22 protein-coding genes are annotated in these 24,675 nt (G+C 28.0%); 10 read left to right on the plus strand and 12 right to left on the minus strand.

The features are described from left to right. Nucleotides 1-8 precede the first annotated feature (8 nt). The 4 genes from Q0K52_RS02485 to Q0K52_RS02500 all read left to right on the plus strand — a co-directional run bounded on the left by Q0K52_RS02485 (nucleotide 9) and on the right by Q0K52_RS02500 (nucleotide 2,813). Nucleotides 9-1,136, plus strand: a complete 1,128-nt coding sequence (locus Q0K52_RS02485; protein ID WP_297296115.1) for a hypothetical protein — start codon at nucleotides 9-11, stop codon at nucleotides 1,134-1,136. A gap of 64 nt (nucleotides 1,137-1,200) precedes the next feature. Then, on the plus strand, nucleotides 1,201-1,620 hold the full coding sequence (locus tag Q0K52_RS02490) for a PepSY-like domain-containing protein (RefSeq protein WP_297296117.1): 420 nt from the start codon (nucleotides 1,201-1,203) through the stop codon (nucleotides 1,618-1,620). 37 nt (nucleotides 1,621-1,657) lie between these two features. Further along, a complete protein-coding gene (gene tenA, locus Q0K52_RS02495; RefSeq protein WP_297296119.1) occupies nucleotides 1,658-2,317 on the plus strand; it encodes a thiaminase II in 660 nt (219 codons plus the stop codon). A 67-nt stretch (nucleotides 2,318-2,384) separates the two neighbouring features. Then, complete coding sequence (locus Q0K52_RS02500) at nucleotides 2,385-2,813, plus strand: hypothetical protein (RefSeq protein ID WP_297296121.1); 429 nt, start codon at nucleotides 2,385-2,387, stop codon at nucleotides 2,811-2,813. A 20-nt stretch (nucleotides 2,814-2,833) separates the two neighbouring features. Here Q0K52_RS02500 and Q0K52_RS02505 read toward each other — a convergent pair whose 3' ends face one another. Beyond that, on the minus strand, nucleotides 2,834-3,373 hold the full coding sequence (locus Q0K52_RS02505; RefSeq protein WP_297296123.1) for a hypothetical protein: 540 nt from the start codon (nucleotides 3,371-3,373) through the stop codon (nucleotides 2,834-2,836). 184 nt (nucleotides 3,374-3,557) lie between these two features. Here Q0K52_RS02505 and Q0K52_RS02510 point away from each other — a divergent pair, with 184 nt between their 5' ends. Then, nucleotides 3,558-4,544, plus strand: coding sequence for an aldo/keto reductase (locus tag Q0K52_RS02510; RefSeq protein WP_297296125.1), 987 nt, complete (start codon nucleotides 3,558-3,560; stop codon nucleotides 4,542-4,544). Between the two features lie 752 nt (nucleotides 4,545-5,296). Here Q0K52_RS02510 and Q0K52_RS02515 read toward each other — a convergent pair. Then, nucleotides 5,297-5,623: a TfoX/Sxy family protein gene (locus Q0K52_RS02515; RefSeq protein WP_297296127.1), complete on the minus strand. Its 327-nt coding sequence runs from the start codon at nucleotides 5,621-5,623 to the stop codon at nucleotides 5,297-5,299. Continuing rightward, nucleotides 5,623-6,903 (minus strand): serine--tRNA ligase, encoded by a 1,281-nt coding sequence (gene serS, locus Q0K52_RS02520; RefSeq protein ID WP_297296129.1) that lies wholly within the window; start codon nucleotides 6,901-6,903, stop codon nucleotides 5,623-5,625. The genes Q0K52_RS02515 and serS overlap by 1 nt, the downstream gene beginning before the upstream one ends. 187 nt (nucleotides 6,904-7,090) lie before the next feature. On the opposite strand from serS, the gene Q0K52_RS02525 reads away from it, so the two are divergent. Beyond that, a complete protein-coding gene (locus Q0K52_RS02525) occupies nucleotides 7,091-7,336 on the plus strand; it encodes a hypothetical protein (protein ID WP_297296131.1) in 246 nt (81 codons plus the stop codon). 63 nt (nucleotides 7,337-7,399) lie between these two features. Here the strand turns inward: Q0K52_RS02525 and modA are convergent, their stop codons facing one another. The 6 genes from modA to Q0K52_RS02555 form a co-directional block, all read right to left on the minus strand. Further along, a complete protein-coding gene (modA, locus tag Q0K52_RS02530) occupies nucleotides 7,400-8,152 on the minus strand; it encodes a molybdate ABC transporter substrate-binding protein (RefSeq protein ID WP_297296133.1) in 753 nt (250 codons plus the stop codon). A gap of 210 nt (nucleotides 8,153-8,362) precedes the next feature. After that, the gene (locus tag Q0K52_RS02535) at nucleotides 8,363-9,319 is read right to left on the minus strand and encodes a D-2-hydroxyacid dehydrogenase (RefSeq protein ID WP_297296135.1); all 957 of its coding nucleotides are present in this window, start codon (nucleotides 9,317-9,319) and stop codon (nucleotides 8,363-8,365) included. A gap of 28 nt (nucleotides 9,320-9,347) precedes the next feature. After that, the gene (locus tag Q0K52_RS02540; protein WP_297296137.1) at nucleotides 9,348-11,651 is read right to left on the minus strand and encodes an RNA ligase; all 2,304 of its coding nucleotides are present in this window, start codon (nucleotides 11,649-11,651) and stop codon (nucleotides 9,348-9,350) included. Nucleotides 11,652-11,653: 2 nt separating this feature from the next. Further along, the gene (locus Q0K52_RS02545) at nucleotides 11,654-12,163 is read right to left on the minus strand and encodes an NUDIX domain-containing protein (RefSeq protein WP_297296139.1); all 510 of its coding nucleotides are present in this window, start codon (nucleotides 12,161-12,163) and stop codon (nucleotides 11,654-11,656) included. A gap of 109 nt (nucleotides 12,164-12,272) precedes the next feature. Continuing rightward, nucleotides 12,273-13,079: a M55 family metallopeptidase gene (locus tag Q0K52_RS02550; protein WP_297296141.1), complete on the minus strand. Its 807-nt coding sequence runs from the start codon at nucleotides 13,077-13,079 to the stop codon at nucleotides 12,273-12,275. A gap of 188 nt (nucleotides 13,080-13,267) precedes the next feature. Next, nucleotides 13,268-14,140, minus strand: coding sequence for an Rpn family recombination-promoting nuclease/putative transposase (locus Q0K52_RS02555; RefSeq protein WP_297296143.1), 873 nt, complete (start codon nucleotides 14,138-14,140; stop codon nucleotides 13,268-13,270). A gap of 428 nt (nucleotides 14,141-14,568) precedes the next feature. On the opposite strand from Q0K52_RS02555, the gene Q0K52_RS02560 reads away from it, so the two are divergent. The 4 genes from Q0K52_RS02560 to Q0K52_RS02575 all read left to right on the plus strand — a co-directional run bounded on the left by Q0K52_RS02560 (nucleotide 14,569) and on the right by Q0K52_RS02575 (nucleotide 18,072). Beyond that, nucleotides 14,569-15,297, plus strand: a complete 729-nt coding sequence (locus Q0K52_RS02560) for a DUF4241 domain-containing protein (protein WP_297296145.1) — start codon at nucleotides 14,569-14,571, stop codon at nucleotides 15,295-15,297. 149 nt (nucleotides 15,298-15,446) lie between these two features. After that, nucleotides 15,447-15,851, plus strand: a complete 405-nt coding sequence (locus tag Q0K52_RS02565) for a hypothetical protein (protein ID WP_297296147.1) — start codon at nucleotides 15,447-15,449, stop codon at nucleotides 15,849-15,851. Between the two features lie 135 nt (nucleotides 15,852-15,986). After that, the gene (locus tag Q0K52_RS02570) at nucleotides 15,987-16,976 is read left to right on the plus strand and encodes a PepSY-like domain-containing protein (RefSeq protein WP_297296149.1); all 990 of its coding nucleotides are present in this window, start codon (nucleotides 15,987-15,989) and stop codon (nucleotides 16,974-16,976) included. A 184-nt stretch (nucleotides 16,977-17,160) separates the two neighbouring features. Then, a complete protein-coding gene (locus Q0K52_RS02575) occupies nucleotides 17,161-18,072 on the plus strand; it encodes a nicotinamidase (RefSeq protein ID WP_297296152.1) in 912 nt (303 codons plus the stop codon). A gap of 501 nt (nucleotides 18,073-18,573) precedes the next feature. Here Q0K52_RS02575 and Q0K52_RS02580 read toward each other — a convergent pair. From Q0K52_RS02580 to Q0K52_RS02590, 3 genes are read right to left on the minus strand one after another with little or no spacing between them, the layout of a single operon-like run. Further along, entirely contained in the window at nucleotides 18,574-21,708 is a 3,135-nt protein-coding gene (locus Q0K52_RS02580; RefSeq protein ID WP_297296154.1) for an efflux RND transporter permease subunit, read from the minus strand. 19 nt (nucleotides 21,709-21,727) lie between these two features. Beyond that, nucleotides 21,728-23,011 (minus strand): efflux RND transporter periplasmic adaptor subunit, encoded by a 1,284-nt coding sequence (locus tag Q0K52_RS02585; protein WP_297296156.1) that lies wholly within the window; start codon nucleotides 23,009-23,011, stop codon nucleotides 21,728-21,730. Nucleotides 23,012-23,021: 10 nt separating this feature from the next. Further along, nucleotides 23,022-24,404, minus strand: coding sequence for a TolC family protein (locus Q0K52_RS02590; RefSeq protein ID WP_297296158.1), 1,383 nt, complete (start codon nucleotides 24,402-24,404; stop codon nucleotides 23,022-23,024). Nucleotides 24,405-24,675 lie beyond the last annotated feature (271 nt).

Here is a 24,675-nt window from a genome sequence, read left to right on the forward strand (position 1 = left end):
GATTATTTATGAAATCACATCTTACACAAAAATATAATATAATTATATTAACTGTAATTATATTTATATCATCAGCTTATCTATTAAATGCCCAATCTAAATATACTAATGCTATAATGCCTCCGCTTCCAAATGCATTCGATATGTTTATAGGCAGAGAGGGAAACAATGAACTTCCTCAATATATAAAACCTGATCTTTTTAGAGATGACTATAAAAGAACTTTACCTAACCCAAATGATGAAAATTTAAGTTTCTTTCAAAAATATCCAATAGAGTTCCATTTAACTACCACTTTTTCTTATGCAGCTCATACAAATACTTTTAATTTGAGAGAAACTTTTGCAACTATTGGTCAAACTTTCCATAATAACTATATACAATTTACAGGATTCATCACTGCTTACGGATATTTTGATACACATAATCCAACAACAGAATATGGATATATAAAAGGAAATGCAGGACTTTATGATGGAGGAGTACAAGCAATATTTATTGACAGAATATTAGTATCAGCAAGAGGCAGAGCTACTTTTGATATTAATACAACTACTTTCATGCTTATGCCTCACTATTATGATACTACATCAAATCCTGCCAATATTGATACTCCAGATTATTATATACCTCAAGTATTAAACGGACCTGGAATAAGAGTAGGTTTTATCGGAAACCATTATGAGATAGCATATTCTCAAGGTGATTTCAGACATAGCATACCTAAAGCATTTTTATTTAGATTCAATATACCTAATATAGAATTCAGATTCCTTTATGAACATGAAAACAGAATGAAGCCGGAAGATTATCATATCACTTTATTTGAATCATTGGTTCAAGCATCTGCTACATTCAGATTCCCTCTTATGAATGAAACTATTTGGCTTAATGCTATTGCTGAATATACTTGGAGAGAAAATGATGCTCATTATATACGTTTGGAACAGGGATTTGAATGGTATATGTTAAATATAGCTTTAAGAGAAATGGTTCATATAAAAGACAAACAAGCTAAAGCTTATTTAGAATATGCTATATTTGGAAAATTCAAAGCTGGTCCTGCCGAATTTAATGTTGGTTTCCAAGGTTCTACAGATGGAAGATACTATATAGCTGGAAATGTAAAACTATAAAAACTTGTAGTATTTTCTTTATAATATATAATAAAACCTAATTTATTATTGGAGGAATAAGACTATGAAAAAAATTATATACACAATACTAACATTATCTTTAATGTCAATGTATGCTTTTGCTGGTTCAGTTGCTATGAGTGAAATTCCTGATGCCGCTATAAAATTTGCTGATAAATATTTTGCAGATTATTATTTATTTAGAGCAACTGAAAGTACAGGTTCTTATACTTTAATATTTAAAGGCGGATTAAAAATATATGTTAATTCTAAAGGTGAATGGAAAACAATAAGCGGCGGCGGTGAAGAAATATCAATAGACTATGTTGAAGACAAAGTAAAAAATGCAATAAAAAAAGAATTCCCTGAAGAAAAAGTTATACAAATTCAAAAAAAGAGCAAAAATTATAATATTCAATTCAAAAGCAGAAGAAAAATAAGCGTGGACTTTGAAGGCAATATTACTAAAAAAGGAAGAGATTAATACATATATCAAATCCATAATTGTTTAAGGAATAAAAATGAGATTCTCTGAAAATGTTTGGAATAAAAACAAAGAACTATATCTAAAAATACAGAATATGCCTTTCAATAAAGAACTTATGGAAGGTAAATTGGATAAACAAAAATTTGCATACTATATAGAACAAGATGCTTTATATTTAAAATATTACTCTAAAGTACTGGCTATAATATCTTCAAAAATTGATAATACAAATAATGCTATTACATTTTTAAGATCTTCTATAAACTCATATATAGTTGAAGAAGAAGTAGTTCATAAGTATTTTAGAGAAATATTTAATTTTGAAAATACAAATAAAATAACTACTGCAAATATTGGATATACAAGCTTTTTAATCAATACTTCTCATACAGAAGCAGTTGAAGCTGCGGCTGCTGCAATACTTCCTTGTTTTTGGATATATAATGAAATTGGAAAGTATATAAAAGAGCATGCTGAAATAAAAAATAATCCTTATGCAAAATGGATTGAAACTTATGCTGATGAAGAGTTTTCTGAATCTACAGAAAATATGATAAAACTTGTAGATAATTTATATGATAATGCTTCAGAAAATACAAAAGAGAAAATGATAATTGCATTTGATAAAGCTTTTGTGTGGGAATACAGATTTTGGAATGATGCTTATAATTTAGATGATTTTTATAATGTATAATAACATAATTCAAAAATATAATGCTATCTCCGATAATATACTAAATTATAAAAATTAGGCTTATACTATGAATAAACTTTATCTCATATCTATAATGACAATAATATTGATTATATCTTGTAATGACAAAAAAGAAGAAAGTAAGCAATATAGATTAGATATTAAAGAAGATGCAAATAAAAATATAGATATAAAAAGCAGAGATTTTGACGCTATAGACTTAATCAAAAAAAGTTCATTCACAAGCTACCCTACCATCACAATAGAAAATCTTATATCATCATTTAATACTGTAGAATGGCAGGATTTTATAGCTGAAGATGATTATATGCGTTATATAGATATAATAGGAAAATATGATACTAATGTATATATTATACAATTTCAAATCATAGATCCCTACAGATGGGATTTATACGCTTTTGAAATAAACAGCGAACCCTATTCTGTAGATCTAGTAGTAAGCAAATTATATGCTCTATACACAAATAAATAATTAACTCTTTATATTAATTATTAATTAAAAGATAATGATATACTTCCTCTTTTGATATCTATAGGACCAGCAGTTCCTCTTGATAATTTTATTTGAATAGCCTGACTTCTGTCTATATCATCACCAACAGTCCAATCATTTTTCTGAGGCTCAAATAAACCAACAGTAGTACCTAAACCAGATCTTTTTCCTAAGAAAATTTTAACATCATAATAAGTTACAACTATACCATTAACACCTTTAATATTTTCTTCTGTTACTTTTATAGGTGCAACCACAGATGCACTTTTTATTTCTTGTTCTGTCATAGATTCAACGTCTTTTCCGCCTAATACATAGTAAGTTTTGCCATTAATTTCTACTGCCTGAACTTCCTTATCTGCTCCATAAACGGTTACTTTCATTTTAGAAGGATCGTCTCTAGTTACAGTTTCTTCCTTTTTTACTTCCTCTTTTTTCTTAACTTCTGTATTTCCTTTTGTATCATCTTTAGGCTGCATAGTCACACAACCAACCATCACTATCATCAAACCAACAGCAGCTAAAACTCTCTTAAACATGAATCCTCCACAAATTGTTTATTAAATTAATAATAAAGTGTTTATTAATATCGGTATTATTTTAGTAAATTAAAACAATTTTTACATTTTCTACTTGAATAATACTATAATAAATCTATACTTATATGTATAAACAAATAATAGTAAAATTCATAAAAAATATTTTTGATTGAGGATAAAAAAAATGGAAATTTCTCAAAACAGATACGACAGTATGATATACAATAGATGCGGAAAAAGCGGTTTGAAATTACCTATTGTATCTTTAGGACTTTGGCATAATTTCGGTGCTAACTGCGATTATGATAATATGAAAGATATGATAAAAACTGCTTTTGATAATGGAATCACACATTTTGACCTAGCTAATAATTACGGCCCTCCTTATGGTTCTGCTGAAATTAGTATGGGTAAAATATTAAATGACGGGCTTAATAAATACAGAGATGAACTTATAATAAGCACTAAAGCTGGTTACGATATGTGGCCAGGACCTTACGGAGATTTCGGAAGCAAAAAATATTTAATAGCTAGTATAAATCAAAGCTTAAAAAGATTAAATCTTGAATATGTTGATATATTCTATCATCATAGAATGGATCCTGAAACACCACTTGAGGAAACTCTTGAAGCATTGACTAGAATAGTAAAGAGCGGAAAAGCTTTATATGTTGGGCTTTCAAATTATGACGGCCCTACAATGGAAAGAGCTTCTAAATTACTATATATGGCAAATGTATCATTCATTATCAATCAGAACAGATATTCTATATTTGACAGAACTATAGAAAATAACGGATTAAAATTAAAAGCTAAAAAATTAGGAAAAGGAATAATAGCTTACAGCCCATTAGCACAAGGATTATTGACTGATAAATATTTGAATGGCATACCAAGCGACAGCAGAATGGCAGCAGACGGAAGATATTTAAAGCAAGATGCTCTAAGCAGAAAGAAATTAGAAAAAATAGGCGAACTAAACAAATTAGCCAATCAAAGAGGCGAAAGTTTAGCTCAAATGGCATTAAGATGGGTTTTGAAAGATGAAGAAGTTACAAGCGTATTAATAGGAGCTTCAAGACCTAGCCAGATTATAGAGAATTTGAAAATCATTAACAAGAATAATTTCTCTGATGAGGAATTAAGAAAGATTGATGATATTACTTTATAATATCAATTCCTAAAAATAATTTTTGTCAGCAAGTTTTATAATAAAAATTTGCTGACAAATTTAATCATTTTTATTTTCATGCTTATAAGGCTTAATATTAATCTTAAAAAGCTCATTATCATATAGTTCATAAAACAGTTTTCAAATATTTTATTATATAAAAATTAAATCTTTTGTTGTTAGTATATTATTAAAATTCGATAAAGTCTAAAGTATACAGCAGAAAAATAATTATAACTAATAAATTATTTGTGGGGACTAGCCCACCGCTCTGCGTACTTCGTAACACCACCAGTTCTTTTGCGACCGAAGGAAGTCCCTGTGGTATTGCCACAAAGAAGCTTATATCCTCGACAAGCTCGGATACGCTTCGCGAAAGACTGCATTTTTTAGCCTAAACTACAAGTATTATTTTATATTTTATTCATATTCCAAACATATAAAGCTAAAGTACTTGCACTTTTTGCAACTTTGACGAAGTCCACCTTTGGTGTGCGTCGGGAAAAAGTTGATAAAAAATTATTGTTTCAATATACACTGAAAATTTTAAAGCTTGTAAAAATATATTTTAAGTTTTTATTTGTTGTGGCTTTACTACAATCGCACGTAGAATAAATTTTTTAATATTGAATTTCAGTTTAAATTATTGAAAAAATTTCATTAACTGTGCGTTTAGTCTATTAGAAAATTTATTACAATAAAAAAGTGCAAACCTTGTTTAGGATTTGCACTTTAATGTTTTTATTTATTTTTTACTTTTTAGCTTTTTTCTTTATAGAAGGAAGCTCATCATAAATCTCTTTGAATAAATACTCAAAGAAATCATTGTCATATTTATTGATATCTTCTATAAATATCATATCTTTAGCATTTTCATAAGGCGGCTTTAATATATAATCTTTTATTAAAATTTTTGCCTTATCAGTAGGCTTTATAAAAAGATGATTATCGCATACATAAGCTGTTATTTTTTTGTTACAATAGATTATGTATTCCCCCATCATCTGTTTATAATCAATATCATCTAAAGATTCTAGTTTGTTTAATACTATATTAAGAAAGTCTTTAGATGACGGCATTAATTAACCTTTTCTATTTTATCAAAACCAGTAAATGGTCTTAAAGCATCTGGTATAATAACGCTTCCGTCTGCCTGCTGATAATTTTCAAGTATAGCTATCCAAGTTCTTCCAACAGCAATACCTGAACCGTTTAATGTATGTACTAATTCTGTTTTGCCGTTTCTTCTAGTTCTCATCTGCATTCTTCTTGATTGATAATCCCAACAGTTACTTACACTTGATATCTCTCTGTACATGTTTTGTGATGGAAGCCAAACTTCTATATCAAAAGTTTTATAAGCAGCATTTCCTATATCTCCGGAAGAAAGAACTACTACTCTGTATGGAAGTTCTAATGCCTGTAAAATACTTTCTGCATCTTTAAGCATTTTTTCATGCTCTTCTTTAGATTTATCAGCAGCACAAATTTTTACTAACTCTACTTTGTCAAATTGATGCTGTCTTATTAAGCCCCTCATATCACGTCCGTAAGAACCAGCTTCAGAACGGAAACAAGGTGTATATGCAGTACAATATAAAGGAAGAATGTTTTCTGGTATGATTTCTTCTCTGTATATATTTGTAAGAGGAACTTCTGCAGTAGGTATAAGATATAAAGCAGGATCATCTGTAGTTTTAAATAAATCCTCTTCAAATTTTGGAAGCTGACCAGTACCTGTCATAGTTCTGCCATTAACAAGTATAGGAGGTACATATTCTGTATAACCATGCTCTGAAGTGTGTTTCTTTAACATGAAGTTAATTAAAGCTCTTTCTAATGCTGCACCTTTTCCTTTCATAAGTGAAAAACGAGTTCTTGACATTCTAACAGCTCTTTCTATATCAAGAATATCTAAACCCATAGCTATATCAACATGGTCTTTTACTTCAAAATCAAATTTACGAGGTTCTCCCCATCTGATAATTTCTTTGTTTGCTTTTTCATCATCGCCATCTGGAACATCTTCAGAAAGCATATTAGGCAAATAAAGTATTTCATTATTAACAGCTTCTTCTAATTCTGCTAATTTTTCTTCTTTTTTATTTAAGGATTCTGTGAAGTTTTTCATTTCTTCTTTTATCTTTTCGGCTTCTTCCTTATTACCAGCTTTCATACATTCGCCGATTTTTTTTGAAGATTCATTTTTCTTTGCTCTGTCCTGTTCTACTTCTTTTAAAAGGTTTAATCTTTCATGCTCTAAAGCTTTTAACTTGTCTAAAGATACTTTGCTTCTTCTCTTTCTCAAGTTCTCTTCTACTAATTCAATATTTTCTCTTATTAATTTTACATCTATCATAATAAAGTCCTTAAATAAAAATTTGTATTAATTATACAACTATTTTTAAAATAGTAAATTGCACTATATCTAAAATTTCAATAAAATAAAAGCATAAAATCACTATTTGTAAAATTATTTTTTATTTTGCTTTTATATGTATTTGTGATAATATATAAATATGCATTTTAATATGAGGTTTTGTTTTATGAAGATTATGAAGAAAATTATATTTATTACTTTATTATCTATAATATTTACTGTTTCCTGTACATCTTTTTCAATAACTACATCAAATGATAGAAAATCTTATGACAAAATTGAAAAAACAATAGATAAAGCAGAAAGGAAAACTGAAAGAAATATAGAAAAAGCTGAAAGAAAAAATGAAAAGGAATTAGAGAAAGCAGAGAGAAAAATTCAAAGAGAATTAGAAAAAGCTAATAGAAAATAATATTTTTATAATTTACTACAGTATTAATAAATATTGGTAAATATATTATTTAATACTGTAGTTTTATATATTAATATCAAATCCATATTCTTTAAATATATTCATACTTTCATCAAAAAATAAATAATCTATAAACTTTTTAGATTCTTCTTCTTTTTGACTTTTTTCTATAATGGCCAAACTATAAATTATTTTTGAATAATCCAAATCTTTAGCTACTATTGTAACAGAATCATCATTAAGCTTTGCTTCTGTTTCATAAACTAAACCGCAGTCTATTTTATCCATTTTTACAAGCTCTATAATATGTTTAGCATCATTACCCAATATAATTTTATCTGCAATATATTTATACATTCCTAAATGTTTTAATAATTCTTCTGCATATCTTCCTATAGGCGAAGTCATTGATTCTCCTATAGCTATTTTCTTTATACTTTTATTAGTTAAATCTGCAAATGATTTTATTTTTATATCAGAATTTTTTGGAGCTATTAAAACTATTTTATTGCCTAATATATTTGTAATAGTGTCGTTGTACAATAATTCTTCATTCTTTAAAGTATTTATTTCTCTCCTAGAAGATGAAAAATATATATCCGGATAGCTACCTGATTCAATTTGCTCTCTTAATTTTCCAGATGAATTAAATATGCATTCTATTGAAACACCAGTATCAGACTCATAATTATGGCATATTTCTTTTAAAGCTCTTCTCAAACTGCTTGAAGCAAATACTGTAATATTTTTGCTTTCTTGTTTTTTACAAGATAATAATAATACAAATAATACTAAACATAAAAATAATTTTTTCATTGTTGATACCCAATTTAAATTATAACTTTAAATAATAAATTTACATTTGAAAAAATACAGAAAGAATTATATTCAATTTCTTTATTTAGTCTAGTATTTTATTATACATTTTGTATATTATTCATAAAAAAATATGAAAAATTATACCTAAAAAGCAGATTTATATATAATTTTAACCCAAAACAGCTAATTATTAATAAAAATATAATCTCAATTTGTTAAAACATTTATAGGATTTCCTTCCAAAAATGCTTTTATATTCTCATAAACTTTATGCATAAGTCTGGTTCTTGCTTCTAAAGTATTGCCTGCAAAATGAGGCGTAATATAGCAGTTCTTTGCAGTTAATAGCGGATTATCTGCTGAAGGAGGTTCTTTTGAAAGCACATCTAAACCGGCACCTGCTATAATATCATTATTAAGAGCATAAGCTAAATCTTTTTCTACTATCACTCCGCCTCTTGAAGTATTAATTAAGAATGCAGTTTTCTTCATCTTTGAAAGCAAATTAATATTTACTATATTTTCTGTTTCTTTATTTAAAGGAGCATTAAGAGATAAGAAATCGGATCTTTCAAAAAGTTCATCTATACTTGAAGCATTTTCAAAACCTTCTTTTTTGCTTCTTGAATAAATCAACACTTTCATTCCCATACCTAAAGCCATTTTAGCAACTTCATTTCCAATATCACCGAAACCAAATATCCCCATTGTTTTGTCCTGAAGCTCCATTAAAGGATATGAACTAAATGAATAATCCTTACATTTTACCCATTCACCATTATGAACTTGATTATTATGTTCTACAACTCTGAAAGAAAAAGATAAAACAAAAGCCATTACAAGCTGAGCAACGGATTGAGGGCCGTATTTTCTTACATTTGTAACAGTAATACCTAATTCTTTTGCAGCTTCAATATCTACAACATTGTATCCTGTAGCAAGCATTCCAATATATTTTAAATTAGGAAGCGACTCCATTAATTTTCTATCTATAACAACTTTACTGTTTAATATTCCCCAAGCATCTTTTGCAACTTCGGCTACTTTATTATAATCTGTTCTATCATAAACTTTTAAATCTGCTACACTCTCTACTTCAGCCCAAGATATATCACCAGGATTCAATATAAATCCGTCAAGCACAACTATTTTTGGTTTATTCATAATTTTATTTTCTCCTTTTAATATATTATCATCTCAATTCCGACAACACTTCATTATAAGCATTTACAACTTCTTCTATTGATAATTTTCTCCACTCTTTTAATTTATTCTCTCTTTTATATCTCAAAAATATTTTATTGCCCACAAACTTAGCATAAGGATTTGGATAATATATATTTAATGAATAACTAAGTCGGTTCAAACGCATTGATTCAGTTCTTAATGCCTTCTTTATTATATAAAAAGGACATTTCACTTTTACCATAAATTTATTAGCATCTTCAAATACCACTCCCTCATAATCTATACTAAAATCATCAACATATTTATGAATCATTTGTTCTACATATTTATTATATTCATCTTTTGAAATATCATCTTTAGGAGCTTCAAATATCTCTATTCTTTCCTTTACTTGAAATTGTTCTGTTATATCTTTACTTGATAATTCTTCATAGGAAAGTTTTCTGAAATTTTCTTCATTGTAAATTACATCAAGCAAAACTAAAAAAGATTTATCATAAACTATCGGATGTGCTGAATCTTTTAAATGTATGCATTCAAAAACAAATGTAGTATTATTTTTCTTACAATAATTTTTTATAAAGTTTTTATTTTCTTCAGTTAATAAACTTTCTGCCCAAGAAGCCATTGATGTGCCTATTGAACTTTTAGTAGCAAATATTAACTCGTCTCTTGTTTTATCTAAAAATACTAAAAATAAATACCCATTATATTTTTTATAAACACTTACAGGAAACTTTATATTATTTTGTAAGGCTTTTAATTTTGTTTCTTTTACTTCATCATAATTGAAGAATTTATCATAACTTCTTCCTGCAATTTCATTTGTTTCATTGTATCTATATAATCCTCTAGCTTTGATAGTTTGTTCATTCCATAATCTTTTATAAAATACTCTGTCTGAAAAATTAGTAGAATAAACTGTATCATAATATTTATGTCGTACAAGTTCGCTGTCGTTTTTTTCTTTATCAAATAGATTCTCGATTTCCTTATCATTCTTATAGCCTTCAACAGACAAATCTTTTAAATTAAGAATAATTAAATCTTCTCCATATTCAACAGAATTTTCTATACAATAAACATTATCATTTATTTTGCATAAATTATCTTCCAATTCTTCCTGAAGAACATTCCTATGTCCGAATATTTGAATAATATCCGAATGATTTTCTTTAAATCTATTTCCTACTTCTATATAAGATTTATAACTGTCATCATCTTCAGTATATCCATAAGTTACTATTCCATTTAAAATAGATGCTGGAATATGCTCATACATTTTATCTATACCTGAATGGTTAATAAAAAACTTCTTTCCTTTAAAAGTGAAAAAATAATAAAGTCTGAACTTCTTATAAAAATTTCTTATTTTCTTTTTATAATTATTTAATTCGCTTTCATTTAATATCTTTTCTTCTGCTGTGTTATTATCCTCTAATTGTTTAGTTACATTAGTTACAGTAAATGCTTTCTTAATTTCTTTGTATGTTGTTTTATAAAATTCCTGACTTGTAACTTTCATATCATTGGCAAAGAAATTTAAACTTACATCATGGTTGCCTTCGGTAAAATAAACATTGCTTCCTATATCATTATATAAAAAATAATCTAGTAATTCTTTTGATTTTGATCCTCTGTCTATTAAATCTCCTACAAATATATAAGCTGTTTTTTTATCATTAAAATAATTTTCTTTCTCTAAAAACTTTTTAAATACATCATATTCGCCATGCAAATCTGGTATCACTTTTATATTATCATACTTTTCAAATTCTGTTTCATTAAGATAAAAACTATCCCATTTACTAGCTTCAAGCAAAGCAGTTTTGGCACTGTCATAATCTGAAGCTTTAAAAATATTAGCACCAGTTAATTTAAAATTTTTCATACGCATAAAAAAGTCTTGTATAACTTCTTCTGGTATATTGCTTCCTATCTCTCTTTTTCTTACATTGTCAATGCATTCTTTTAATGATAAATTATCAAATAAAACTGCTACAATTCTATATCCGTAACTTTTTGCAAGTTCTATTATATTATTTAAATTAAAAAGTCCAGTACTGTCTAATATAGTAAATAGTCCCAATCTGAATCTATTTTCTAATATGCTTGGTATTAAATTATTCCAAATATATGCATTATCTTTTTCATAAATAGAAAGTCCATTATAGCCATCTGGAAATACACCAGAATATAATATTCTTAAACTATCTGAACTTACACTATATTTATCAAGATTAGCTTTCTTTATAGTATAGCTTTTTCCGCTTCCAGGTGCTCCGACTGTGATAATTAATACTTTCATTTTTATTCTCCATTATTTAATTTATCATAAATATCATAAAAATATCTTATAGAAGAAATTATCTCTCCGCTTTTGCACATCTCTAAATACTTTTCTCTGTTTACTATCATAGCATCACTAACTTCATTCTCCTGCAAAACTAAATCCTCAATATTAACATCTCTTCTAAACATATAAGAATCTATTATAGTTTTTACTCTTTTCAAGATAAAAGAAGTTAAAAACACAGCTTCCTCTTTTTCAAAAGATAAACCGATTTCCTCTTTAAGTTCTCTGATAGCTCCATCAATACTTTCCTCGCCTGCAAGTATAGAACCTTCAGTACATTCCCATTTATTAGGACAAATTTTTTTACTCTTATGTCTTTTAGTAATTATAACTTCATCATTACTATTAACTACCCAAGCATGTATAACTATATGATAATCATTTTTCTTTAAAGGTATTCCCCTCTTATGAAATCTTCCTGTTTTATTTTTATTAATATCATATATATCCCAAATCTCTTTCATAAACTTTACCAAACATTAAATATATTTAACAATAAAAAAAGCCTCCTTAAAAGAATGCTGCTTTTTAAGGGGGCTTTCATAAGTTATCGGATTCCTATATTATATTATTTTATAATATAAATTTCAAGGCTCTTAGTATTTCATAATAGTCATTATTTTCAAAAATTACTGTAGTATCATTAATTTTTTTCGCTCCGGGGTAAAACGATACTTTATGAGCGTATCCATGTTCCTTATAACATACTTCTAATTTGAAAGTATTAGGCAATTTTAATAATTTACCCTTAAAATCCTGACTCAAAGCCTCTTTAGTTTTTTCTTTAATCATCTTAACCATTAAATTAGGTGAATAATTTATAGTAGAATAACCTATACCCTCTTTAACTGGAAGCGTTACCAAATTAGGGTGATTAGGCTGCATATTTTGTGCAACTTCGCATAATCCCTTATCGCCGGATAAAAATACTGTAGGAACTTTTCTATAAGCTGCAGCATAACTAAAAAACATAAACTCGCTTGCCAAAACATCATTAAGCTTTACATAAACATTTCTAGTATTCATGGTATGTGAAAGCGGATTGTTTCCAATAGAAGCAGCATTATGGTATCCGATAAACATTATAGCATCAAAACTTTCATCAATACCTTCTACCATAGAATAAGGATCGCCGCTCCATCTTCTATGTATTTTCACGCATTCAGGCAAAGCAGTTTGATCTATATTCATAGCAGAATCATGGGCGTCTTTTACAAATATTTCTTTTGCTCCTGCATCAATAGCTCCCTCACATGCTGCATTAACTTCTTTAGTCATTTGCAAAGTATGTTCTTTATAAGTTAAACTTCCTGCATCAGTATCAGGCCATTGTGTAGTTGTAGTAATTCCTTCGATATCAGCACTAATAAAAACTTTCATTTATCATTCCTCTAACATTAAAAAATTTGTTTTAAAGAATATATTATATTTTTGATTTTATTCAAGATGCATTAACAAAACTTTATATCTCAAAAAATAATGAAAGCTATTTTTATTCATATTTATAACAAAATTATTCACTAACAATATCTGTCAAATGAATTTAGCAGATGCTCATAAGTTTTTTATTATAGTTTTTCTATTTCTTCTATACTCAATCCTGTATATTTAGAAATGGTATTAAAATCTACTTTGTCATTCTTCATATTTCTAGCCATAGATATTTTTGTTTCTTTTATACCTTCTTTCATGCCTTCTTTTATACCTTCTTCTCTCTCTTTTTTTAACATCAAATTTTGACCATATAAAAAAGCATCTCTTGCATTATAAACTTCCATTTCTTCTTTACTTGATATGAATCGCTCATATTTATCTATTACTTTAGGCATAATATCATTAACCTCCTTCAATTTTTCTTTGACTTTATCTAAATCTTTAACTGTAAAAAACTCTATCCAAGATAATATTTTATTTTTCTTAATATTATCTATATTTGAATTATTAAGAATTTCTATAAATCTTGGAACTTCAACTATATGCATCTGCATCATATCCAACGATACATTATGGTTTTCAGTATCTATCAATTTAAAACATCTATGCGGCTTACCTTCATCATAAAAGTCCATATTAAAGTTAACAAAATTAATACTTATAACCTGACTAATAATTTCATAAGGTTCATTTTCATTAATTTCGCTTACCACATTTTTTGATATATAATAAAATATTCTTTTTACAAAATCAATATTTCCAGATAATTGTATCTCTATAATAATCTTTTTATTATCTTTTGTTCTTGCTTTCACATCAAGAACAGATTCTTTAAGATTAATATTTTCAGGCAGATTATGAGGATTTATGATTTCTAAATTATGAACTTCATCAAATTTTGAATCTCTAAGTACACAGTTTACTATATTCTCTAATATATCTTCATTACCAAGAGAACCTAAAAGGTAACGTACAAAATAATCGTTCATTCTATTAATATTTCTCATATAAAGATTATAACAAAAAGACTATAAAAGTAAATGTTTTATATTTTAATTCATAAATATAAAGTTTATAAAAATTAATTATATAATGAAACAATGACATTTTATAAATTCATATATTTAGATGTACCATTAACTTTTTTAGCATACGTTATAAAGACTTCACTAAAGTTGCAATTTTTACTATATACCATTTAATGTTTAAGAAATAATTATAATCAATAAAAATTAAATATCTGAAATAATAAAAATATATTATAGAATATCGTTATATTATAATTAGGTTGTATTTTATGATAAAGAATTTTGAAATTCATGATTACAAACAATTTGAAAATGCTAAATTCATAAACATTAAAAAATTAATCATTATATCTTGACAATATTATTATATATAATACCATTTCCAAAAATAAACGGAGGTTACATATATGCCTAAAGATTTTAAAGAACAATTTGATAAAGTAAAAGATTTATTAACACCTAGTTTTGATTTGGAAAGTGCTTTCAAAAATAAAGAATTTAACGGTACAAAACTAGATATACTTGAAGTTGGTGAAGTTAATCTCCCTAGCGGAAAAATAATAGCTTGCGATCCTTTGGCTTATCTTTATGATGATGTTAAGCCTTTTATTCAAACTGTAAAGCCTAATAAATATAAAGTTTCACTTCTTGTTATAGAGGAAGAAGAAAGAATAGCTATAACAAAAGTTTCTTTCTCTGATAAAGAACCAAAAAGATATGAGCTTGCTGTAACAGGAGAAGAAGATTTATCTGAAGTGGAAGAAGGAGAGTTTTTCGGTTATCCAGTAGATGCAGGTATGGGCTGCGTATGTGATGAAGAAACTGCCAAAAAATATTTAGCTTATGAGAAAGAATTAGAAAAAGATAATGAAGATTTTGATAATAGATATGATGATTTATTCTCTGATTTGCTTGAAGAAAATGCTGAAAAATATCCTAAATATCAATCTGAATATGGTGATTGGCTTAATTGGAATATACCAGAAAGCGATTTAAATATAGTATTATTTACAAGCGGTTATGGAGACGGATATTACCCTTGTTATTTCGCTTATGATGAAAATAATGAAATATGTGCTCTTTATACTGTATTCATAGATTTGCAAGATGAATTTGAAGAAGGCGAAGAAGAATAATTAATAATTAGTTATAAAAGAAATTAAAGGCTTCATATAGTTTATGAGGCCTTTATTTTTTTAATAAATAATAAATTAAATTTTTTTATACTATCCTAATTAATTTTTATTATATTATTAACAATTAAATTTTAATTAGGAAAATAAAAATGAAAACAATCTTAAAAACAATATCTATTATTATATTTATTTCAATGTTTATACTTTCATGTTCAAAAAATGAGCATGGAGGAATAGATTCTAAATATGCAGGCACTTATAAAGGAGATGCTACAATAAAAACTTTATCAGGTGTAACTATGTGTACAGGAACATTTAATGTTAATTCTGACGGTTCAGTAAAAGGCAATCTTTTTAATGAAAACTATAAAAAATCCTATACTGTATCAAAAAGCAATTTAGAAAAACAATCTGATAATAAATATACAGCAAAACAAAATCTTGGCTGTTATATAATTAATTATATTTTCACATTCGATGGAAACAATATGTCTGTAAATATAGAAGATATAAATGAAGGAAGCACTACAGAAGGAACTTTTATAAAAGAATAGTATTGTAATAAAAATAAAATGTAAATTTATTTAAAAATTTATGTAAAAAAAATTGACTTTGAGAAATAAATATACTATAATGTAAATATAATTATTAATTAATTTACACTATATTTACACTAAAAGGATATGTTTATGAAAAAATCAATTTTAAAAGCAATACCTATTTTAGCTATATCCGGCACTATGTTATTTGCACAGTATTATGATCAAAATAGTTATAATACTCAAAATAATTATGCCTCAGAAAATAGTTACGGCACTTATTATAATTATTATGATGAGTTTATGAAAGTTCTTGCAAGGGAAGCTAGTAATCCAAACAGCATATATTACAGCCCAGTATTCTCTAAACAATATAATAATTATAATCAAATGAATTATTATAATCCATATCAGCAAACTATGAATGCTATGAATACTGCTTCAGAAACTTATAATAATGCATCAAAAAATTATTATGGTACATCAAACCCTTATGAAGAATTGATGAAAATGCTAGAAATAGAATCTAAAAACCCAAATAGTCCTTACTATAGCCCTAATTACCAAAATAACAATTCATATCAAAATGACTATTATCAGGGATACGAAAATAATAATGCATACCAAGATAACAGCTACTATCAAGGATATGATAATAATAATACATACCAAGATAATAACTATTATCAAGGATATGATAATAATACATACCAAGATAACAGCTACTATCAAGGATATGATAATAATAACGCATATCAAGACAGCTATTATCAAGAGTATCAAAATAATAATGATTATGCTCAAACAAATGCATCAGAAAATCCTTATCAGGCCGCAGCTGAAGCTTTAATTAAAGCAGCTGAAGAATTAAGCCAAAAAGCTGATACTACAGATAATAATTACAATAATTATAATACTCAAACTAATCAAAGCTATAATAATAATCAAAATTATGATTTTTATACTCCTTTCAAAGTTCCTAAAGCAGTTTTTAATACAGCAAATCAACTATATCCGGATGCAAAAATAATAGATATAGAAATGGAAAATATAGGAATATATGAAGTAAAATTAAACAATATGATGAAACTTTATATAGACAGAAACGGACAATTATTAAATCAGCAATTTCAATATTAATTATAATTTATAAGTAAATACAAAGGGGCTTTAATATATTATTAGAGCCCTTTTTATTTTGCAATATTTTACAAACAATACATATTAAATCAAAAAATTAAAACATAAGAAAGTAATAAATTGACAAAATAAAATCATTTAATTATACTATCAATAACAAATTAAATAATAAGGGGATTTAATTATGTCAGTACAAATACCTTATGAACAAATAGTAAATGAAGATTATGTTGGTAAAGAAACAAACCCAATAAATCAGCAGGATATCTATAAGCTAGCAGACAAATACAGAAAAGATGTTATAAAAGAATTGCATGATGAAAGTATTAATCTGCTCATAGTAGACCCTCAAAGGGATTTTATAGATATGGAAAAAGGTGCCTTGCCTGTAAAAAATGCTGCAGAAGACATCAAAAAAATAATAAGATTTATATATGATAATATGGAAAAACTATCAAGTATTTATGTAACATTAGACACACATAGATACGATTCTATATTCCACCCTATTATGTGGGAAGATTATAATGGAAAACCAGTAGCTCCATTCACAGAAATAACATTAGAAAAAATAGAAAATGATGAAGTAGTACCTACTTATGATGATGAAATACAAATTAACTATGTTCAGGCATTGAAGGAAAGAGGTTCAGCTAATTTAATGATATGGCCTTATCACTGTATATACGGCACTGACGGCTGGCTTATAGATAAACAGCTTGCTAATATGTTATTATTTTTTGAAGCAGCAAGGAATCTGCATATAAATAAAATATTAAAAGGACAGGATTCTTTTAGTGAAATGTATGGAGTTATAAGACCTGAAGTTCCTACAGAATACACTCAAAAATATGATATTTCTTGGACTTCTGATATAACTAATGCTGATAAAATATATATATGCGGAGAGGCAAAAGATTATTGTGTTTATGAAAGTGTAAAACAATTCTGTGAAATTTATGATAACGACAGAAAAGTAACAGAAACTATAAATATAATGATGAATTGCAGCAGTGCTATAGGCGACAATAAAATATGTGATGCCAAATATGAAGAATTATCAAAAAATTATGGAATAAAACTTATAAACGTTTGATTATAAGAAATTATTAAATTAATACATTAATAACCAAAAGGCTTAAGTTGAAAACTTAGGCCTTTTATTTATAAATACTTATTTAATAAAATTTTTTGGTATTTCAATTTGATGATTTATAAAAATCAATTAATCAGCATATACCTAAACAACTATACTTTGTCAAAAATAATTTTTTAAATTTAAATATCTGCAGGGCTTTGCCCCGCACCCCAGTTCTTTTGGTGACCCAAAGAACCAAAAAGACTGCATTTTTAGGGTATATCCTATAATTTAATAGGAATGTTTTTTATATAAAGTTCTAGCAGTTGCGTTTTTTGCAACTTTTTTGTGCGGCAAAAAAGTTGATAACATTTATATAAAGTACATCAGTTGACAAACTCTAAAACAACTTTCAATTTTTACATCATATAATTTTATAATAAAAAAGGCTTAAGTTGTAAAACTCAAGCCTTTTATTATGTATTTTTATCTCTTAATTATTTTCTATTTATTTGTTACTTATTTTCCTGGAGTACTTAAAGCATCATTAATGCCTGTTTCAACACTAGCCAAGTCTTTAGCATCATAGTCTTTAAGAGGTATTCTGTTTCTAATAGCAGCATAAACAGTAGGTACTATAACAAGTGTAAACATAGTAGAAACTGTTAATCCTCCAAGTAATGCCAATGATAAAGGCTGATACATCTCATTACCTTCTCCGCTTGATAATGCCATAGGAAGAAGACCTAATATTGTAGTAAGCGAAGTCATGAGTACTGGTCTTAAACGTCTAGGGCCTGCAAGCAATGCTGCTTTATCACCATTGATTTTCTTCTCATGCATAAGCTGATTCATATAGTCTATCAGTACAATACCATTATTTACTACAATACCAATAAGTACTATAACTCCTATACCGCTGTATACACTCAAAGTCTGTCCTGTAATCAATAATAAAGTAAGTGATCCGGCAAAACCAAATGGTATAGCAAGAGCAATAACGAAAGGTGCTATGTATGATTCAAACTGACTTGCCATAATAGCATATACCAATACCAAAGCTAAGAACAATGCCTGTAAAAGCTGACCGAATGCCTCTTGCATGTCCTCATAATCACCAGAATAAATAACACTGAAACCAGAAGGCATAAATACTTTTTCATTGATAGCTTTCTGTACATCATTCATTATTTGGTTCATAGGTCTGCCGTAACCAGCTGCAGTTATTGAAGTTATTCTGCTGTCATTTTTTCTTTCTATTTCTGTAGGAGCAAAATTCTTATCAACATTTGCAATAGCTGATACTGGAACCATTCCTGATGTTGTAGGAATAAGCATTCTCTTAACATCATCTATATTGATTCTATCTCTTTCATTTAACTGTACTATAACATCAATATCTGTAACTTCAGAATTTTCCGGAGTCATTCTTGTAGCTGTAGTACCGCCGAAACTTGTTTTAATAGAGTTTGCTACAGTATTAATATTAAGTCCCATTTTTGAAGCTAAATCTCTGTTAATAGTAACATTAAGTTCAGGACTAGCATCACTTTTTTTAAGCCTTACGTCACGAAGACCTGGAACATCTTGTAAAGCAGCTATTATATTATTAGCCAATTCTCTAGCTCTAACTAAATCCTCTCCAACTATATCTATATCTATACCGCTGGAATCTCCTCCGCCACCACCTTTCATACTGCTTACAGAGTCAACGTTAATAGTAGCAGGATAACTAGCTAATTTCTTTCTAACCATTTCTACATATTCTTCAGTTTCTCTAGTTCTTCCATCTGTTTTATCTCTTAATTTAACTCTTATTTGACCTTTGTTGGCATCAGAACCAGATCTTGATCTTGACTGTACTCTGCTTAAATCATCTCCAACTAATTCTACTATATCTTTAGTCATTCTGTCAATAAAAGCACCAGTTTGTTCTTTTCTTGTACCTATAGGCATAGTAATGCTTGCCATTAACTGGCCTTCATCTGATTTAGGAAAACCTTCTTTACCTATAAGTGCTACACCTACACCTATTACTGTAAATACTATTATAATAACAGGTATTAATACTCTATTTTTATGATGAACTGAATAAGTTAATACTTTTTCATATACAAAATTTACTTTTGAGTGGAAATATTTATCAAAGAAATTCTCAAACTTAGATAAGAATTTGGATTTCTTAGTAGTTACAAGTCTTGCCCCAAGCATAGGAACAATAGTTAAAGCAACAGCCAAAGAAGCTATCATAGAAACTGTAACTGTAATACATAAGTCTCTGAACATCTGACCAGTTTGTCCTTCAACAAATAAGAAAGGCAAGAATACTGCTATTGTTGTAAGAGTAGAAGCAGAAATAGCAAGTGCTACAGTAGAAGTACCATCTATAGCAGAAGAATATTTACCATATCCATTATTCCTATAGAAGAATATATTTTCAAGTACTACAATGGAGTTATCAACCATCATACCAATACCAAGTACAAGTCCTGAAAGTGAAATAATATTTAATGTAGTACCGAAGAAATACATCAAAGTAAATGTTACTATTATTGACATAGGTATTGATATTGCTATTATTGATACAGTTCTTACATTCCATAAATATATCATAAGAATGATAACAGCGAATAAACCGCCCTGCCAAGCAGTATCAAGTACACCTTTTATAGCATTATTAACATTATCAGCACTGTTGAATAATACTTCATATTTTATACCTTCTGGTAAATTAAGAGTATCAAGTCTTTTCTTTATTGCATCAGAAACTGCTACTGTATTAGCACCAGATTCTTTGTTTATTGAAATTGTAACTGCAGGAGTACCATTAACTTTAATAACATCTCCGTCTTCATCATAGCCTTCATATATAGTAGCTAATTCTCTAAGTCTTATAGGAGTATTATTATCTTTTAATGCCACAACAACATTACCTATATCACCTACTGTTTTGAATTCGCCTGTAGTTCTTAAAGTATATTTATAAACACCTTCATAAGTTTCACCGCCTGAAATATTTTGATTTTCTAAGGCTAATGTATTTACAATAGTGTTAATATCAAGTCCGTAAGCCTGAAGTCTGTTCATATCAACATCAACTTTAATTTGAGTTTTAAGACCTCCTCTTATTTCGGCCATAGCAACACCGCCTACCTGCTCTATACTTGTTAATATTTGATTATCAACTAAATTATATAATGCAGATAAGTTTTCTGTACCATAGAAAGATATTTCCATAACTGGAATATTATCAGTAGAAAATTTATAAACTGCAGGGCTTTCAGCATCATCTGGCAAAGACTTTCTTATTCTGTCTATTGCCTCTCTTATATCAGCAGTAGCAGATGCTAAATCACTTCCCCAGTTAAATTCTATAAAAACTCTTGAATCTTCTTCTTCAGAAGATGAGCTTACCTCTTTAATGTTATTTACAGAAGAAACCGCACCCTCAATAATTCTGGAAACAGATTTTTCTACTTCCTCTGGACCGGCATTATCATAAGTAGTCCTAATACTAATAAAAGGCAATTCCATGTCGGGTAAGAAATCGACAGGAAGCCTTGACAAACTTACAACACCGAGAATAACTACGGCAACTACACCCATAAAAACGGATACGGGTCTTTTTACTATTAACTCAATAAAACTTCTCATAATCGCTCCTTTTTATAAATTATCCTCCAATTGAATAAATACCGCTATCTTCTGTTGTTTTAGCAGCATTATCTGTTGTAGTATTTGGTTTTTCAGCTTCCGGCTTTTTTGTCTGCTGAGCTGTTGTATTTGGCTTAGCAGTAGCTGCCGGCTTAGAAGCTGTTGCACTATTATTTTTTACAGCAGCAGCTGGCTGTTTAGCTGTTGCTGTATTATTCTTCACAGTAGTAGTTTGTTTAGCTGTAGTAGAAGGTTTTGCAGTATTATTTGCTTTTACTGTATCACTATTTTGTGCATTAGTTTGTGCTGAAGCAACTGCTGTAGCAGGAGGAGTAATATATTCCAAAATAGTAGGATCATTTTCTATTCTATTAACCAATGAACCATTTTTCAAAAACTCTCTACCAAACATTACAACTTCTTCACCATCTTCAAGACCGCCGCTTAAAGCTACTTTGTCTTTTGAAGTGAATAATATATTAACTTCTCTAGTATATGCTCTGTATTTAGTATTATTACTTGTACCTGCTGCCACTTCTGCTGGAGGATTATCTGAATTATCCTCTTTTACTACATAAATATAGCTTTTACCTAAATCATCGGAAAATATTGAACTGTTAGGTATAACAAATACATTATCAGCAGAGTTCAAAAGTATTGATACATCTGAGAACATACCAGGAAGTAAAAGTCTGTCTTTATTATCTATTAAAGCCTTAACCATCAATGTACGTGTAGATGGATTAACTGCATAATCTCTTTTAGTGATAGTAGCTTCTATTTCTTTATTAGGTGCTGAAGGAATTCTTATTAAAACCTTTTGACCTAATTCTATACCAGCAATAGAACGCTCTGGAACTTGTATTTCTACTTCTAATTGGCTTATATCAGCAACATTTGCTATAGGAGTAGAAGCTGCTATTGATGCCCCAACTGCCATATATGTAGTTGTAACATATCCGGCAATAGGAGTTCTTGCAGGAGCATAAGCATAATTAGCACCTATAACGAATCTGTCTATCAATGCTATTGTATCTCCTTTATTAACAAAGCTTCCTTCATATTTTAATATGCTGGCTATTTTTCCAGGAACATCAGAAGATATTTCTACTTCTTTTATTGCTTTTATTTCAGCTGAAAGCTCTAAATATTCATCTAATGATTGTCTTATAGGAGCTGCAACCAATACACTTATAGGATTTTCTTTCTTTTTCAAATCTACCTGCTGTTTTTTACAAGAAATAGCAATAATAGAAAAACATAAAATTATTATTAATAGTTTAATTTCTCTCTTTTTTATCATCATAATCTCCTTATGCACCTAAAAGTTTTAATACTTGTAATGTGCTTGAAAAATATTCATATATAGCCTGTAAATATGCAAGCTGAGCATTCAAATAAGTTACTTCAGCATCACTAACTTCTAATGTAGATATTGTACCGCCTCTGTATTGTCTTTGAGCCATTTGTAAGGCATAGGCAGCTGTCCTAGCATTTTCTGCTTGTGACTGTAAATTAAGTGCCTGTGATTTAGCTGTAGATATTAAATCTCTGCTGTTTACTTCTATAGTATCTCTCAATTCTTCATAACTTACTTCCATCTGCCTTATACTTAACTCAATTTCTTCAGCCCCTTTAGCTGTAGATGAGAATGGAAGCAAAGAATCAAGAGCATAATTCAAAGAAACACCTACTCCCCAGTTAAATTCTCCTGATCTGTTTTTAGAGAATGTATTATTTTGCATCTTAATCTTATCAACTGTAGTAACTCCTACATTCGCACTAGCTGATAATGTAGGCCATAAATAACTTCTTGCTACCTTTCTATTATATTCCAACATCTCTAAATTACTGCTCATACTTTTTAATTCTATATTATTATTCATTATAATAGTAAGCAAATCATCATAAGGCATATCTGGTAATGTTATATTTGTAGCATCTAATATGCTTCCTACCAAATCAACCTCATCAGCAACATTCGTAAGTCCGATCTGTCTTATAAATGATAATTTCAAACTTTGATATTGGTTGCTTAAAGTTACAACCTGAGGTTTTGTAGTTTCATATTGTACTTTGGCATTCAAATATTCATATTCTGAAACCTGACCATTTCTATACTTTATATATGATTCTCTCATTCTATTGCTGTAATTAAGCTGCTGCTGTAAATATACTCTGTAATTCTCTTGTGCTACAAATGTATTATAAAAATTCAATTTTGTATTAAGATCAACATCTTTCTTTTTATCATAGTATATATCTTTTTGCATTTGCAAATTAACTGCCCTTGCTTTATCAGTATTCCAGTTTCTAAAACCTGTAAAAAGTGTTTTTGATAATGTAGCACTTGCTGACCAAGTATCCGGACTTGTTTTAATCCCTGTAGCTGCATTATTATATGTAATTTCTTTAGACTCAGCTAAATTTAATCCGCCGCTTACACTTAAAGACGGCATAAATAAATCTGAAAATGAAGCATCTTTCTGAACTTGTGCTATTCTTACATCATACTCTGCCTGTTTTAAAGTTTTATCATTATCAAAGGCCATAGTTAAAGCATCTTCTAATGTTATAGCAATTTTATTATTAGTTACTGTTGCTTCTTCCTGCATTGTTTCTGCTAAATTTGTATCTTGAGAATATAAGGCTAAACTCAATATAAAACTTAAAATTAAAGTAGCATAAATCTTCACTATCCGCTCCCTGCATAAGTTTATATTATCTTTTCATCTTCATAATTATATAAATTTTTATATTATAAACTTAGAGTAAAAAATATCAAGTTATATTATGTAAAGTTTACATATATAAAACTTTATATATTAGACGAATAAATATTTAAATAGTTCCCGATTATTTTTATATTATTTTAACAATATATTTATTATATAATTGTAAAAAATATTTACAATACTACAAATAAGAATTTTAGAATAAATTTAAAAAAACAAGCATACTATATAT

Origin of the sequence: uncultured Brachyspira sp. (assembly GCF_944390845.1) — a bacterium.
Classification (GTDB): Bacteria; Spirochaetota; Brachyspiria; order Brachyspirales; family Brachyspiraceae; genus Brachyspira; species Brachyspira pulli.

Bases quoted from the DNA above. Each gene is read 5' to 3' on its own strand.
- Q0K52_RS02485 (WP_297296115.1), top strand. From the start codon at position 9: ATGAAATCACATCTTACACAAAAATATAATATAATTATATTAACTGTA.
- Q0K52_RS02490 (WP_297296117.1), top strand. From the start codon at position 1,201: ATGAAAAAAATTATATACACAATACTAACATTATCTTTAATGTCAATG.
- tenA (WP_297296119.1), top strand. From the start codon at position 1,658: ATGAGATTCTCTGAAAATGTTTGGAATAAAAACAAAGAACTATATCTA.
- Q0K52_RS02500 (WP_297296121.1), top strand. From the start codon at position 2,385: ATGAATAAACTTTATCTCATATCTATAATGACAATAATATTGATTATA.
- Q0K52_RS02505 (WP_297296123.1), bottom strand. From the start codon at position 3,373: ATGTTTAAGAGAGTTTTAGCTGCTGTTGGTTTGATGATAGTGATGGTT.
- Q0K52_RS02510 (WP_297296125.1), top strand. From the start codon at position 3,558: ATGGAAATTTCTCAAAACAGATACGACAGTATGATATACAATAGATGC.
- Q0K52_RS02515 (WP_297296127.1), bottom strand. From the start codon at position 5,623: ATGCCGTCATCTAAAGACTTTCTTAATATAGTATTAAACAAACTAGAA.
- serS (WP_297296129.1), bottom strand. From the start codon at position 6,903: ATGATAGATGTAAAATTAATAAGAGAAAATATTGAATTAGTAGAAGAG.
- Q0K52_RS02525 (WP_297296131.1), top strand. From the start codon at position 7,091: ATGAAGATTATGAAGAAAATTATATTTATTACTTTATTATCTATAATA.
- modA (WP_297296133.1), bottom strand. From the start codon at position 8,152: ATGAAAAAATTATTTTTATGTTTAGTATTATTTGTATTATTATTATCT.
- Q0K52_RS02535 (WP_297296135.1), bottom strand. From the start codon at position 9,319: ATGAATAAACCAAAAATAGTTGTGCTTGACGGATTTATATTGAATCCT.
- Q0K52_RS02540 (WP_297296137.1), bottom strand. From the start codon at position 11,651: ATGAAAGTATTAATTATCACAGTCGGAGCACCTGGAAGCGGAAAAAGC.
- Q0K52_RS02545 (WP_297296139.1), bottom strand. From the start codon at position 12,163: ATGAAAGAGATTTGGGATATATATGATATTAATAAAAATAAAACAGGA.
- Q0K52_RS02550 (WP_297296141.1), bottom strand. From the start codon at position 13,079: ATGAAAGTTTTTATTAGTGCTGATATCGAAGGAATTACTACAACTACA.
- Q0K52_RS02555 (WP_297296143.1), bottom strand. From the start codon at position 14,140: ATGAGAAATATTAATAGAATGAACGATTATTTTGTACGTTACCTTTTA.
- Q0K52_RS02560 (WP_297296145.1), top strand. From the start codon at position 14,569: ATGCCTAAAGATTTTAAAGAACAATTTGATAAAGTAAAAGATTTATTA.
- Q0K52_RS02565 (WP_297296147.1), top strand. From the start codon at position 15,447: ATGAAAACAATCTTAAAAACAATATCTATTATTATATTTATTTCAATG.
- Q0K52_RS02570 (WP_297296149.1), top strand. From the start codon at position 15,987: ATGAAAAAATCAATTTTAAAAGCAATACCTATTTTAGCTATATCCGGC.
- Q0K52_RS02575 (WP_297296152.1), top strand. From the start codon at position 17,161: ATGTCAGTACAAATACCTTATGAACAAATAGTAAATGAAGATTATGTT.
- Q0K52_RS02580 (WP_297296154.1), bottom strand. From the start codon at position 21,708: ATGAGAAGTTTTATTGAGTTAATAGTAAAAAGACCCGTATCCGTTTTT.
- Q0K52_RS02585 (WP_297296156.1), bottom strand. From the start codon at position 23,011: ATGATAAAAAAGAGAGAAATTAAACTATTAATAATAATTTTATGTTTT.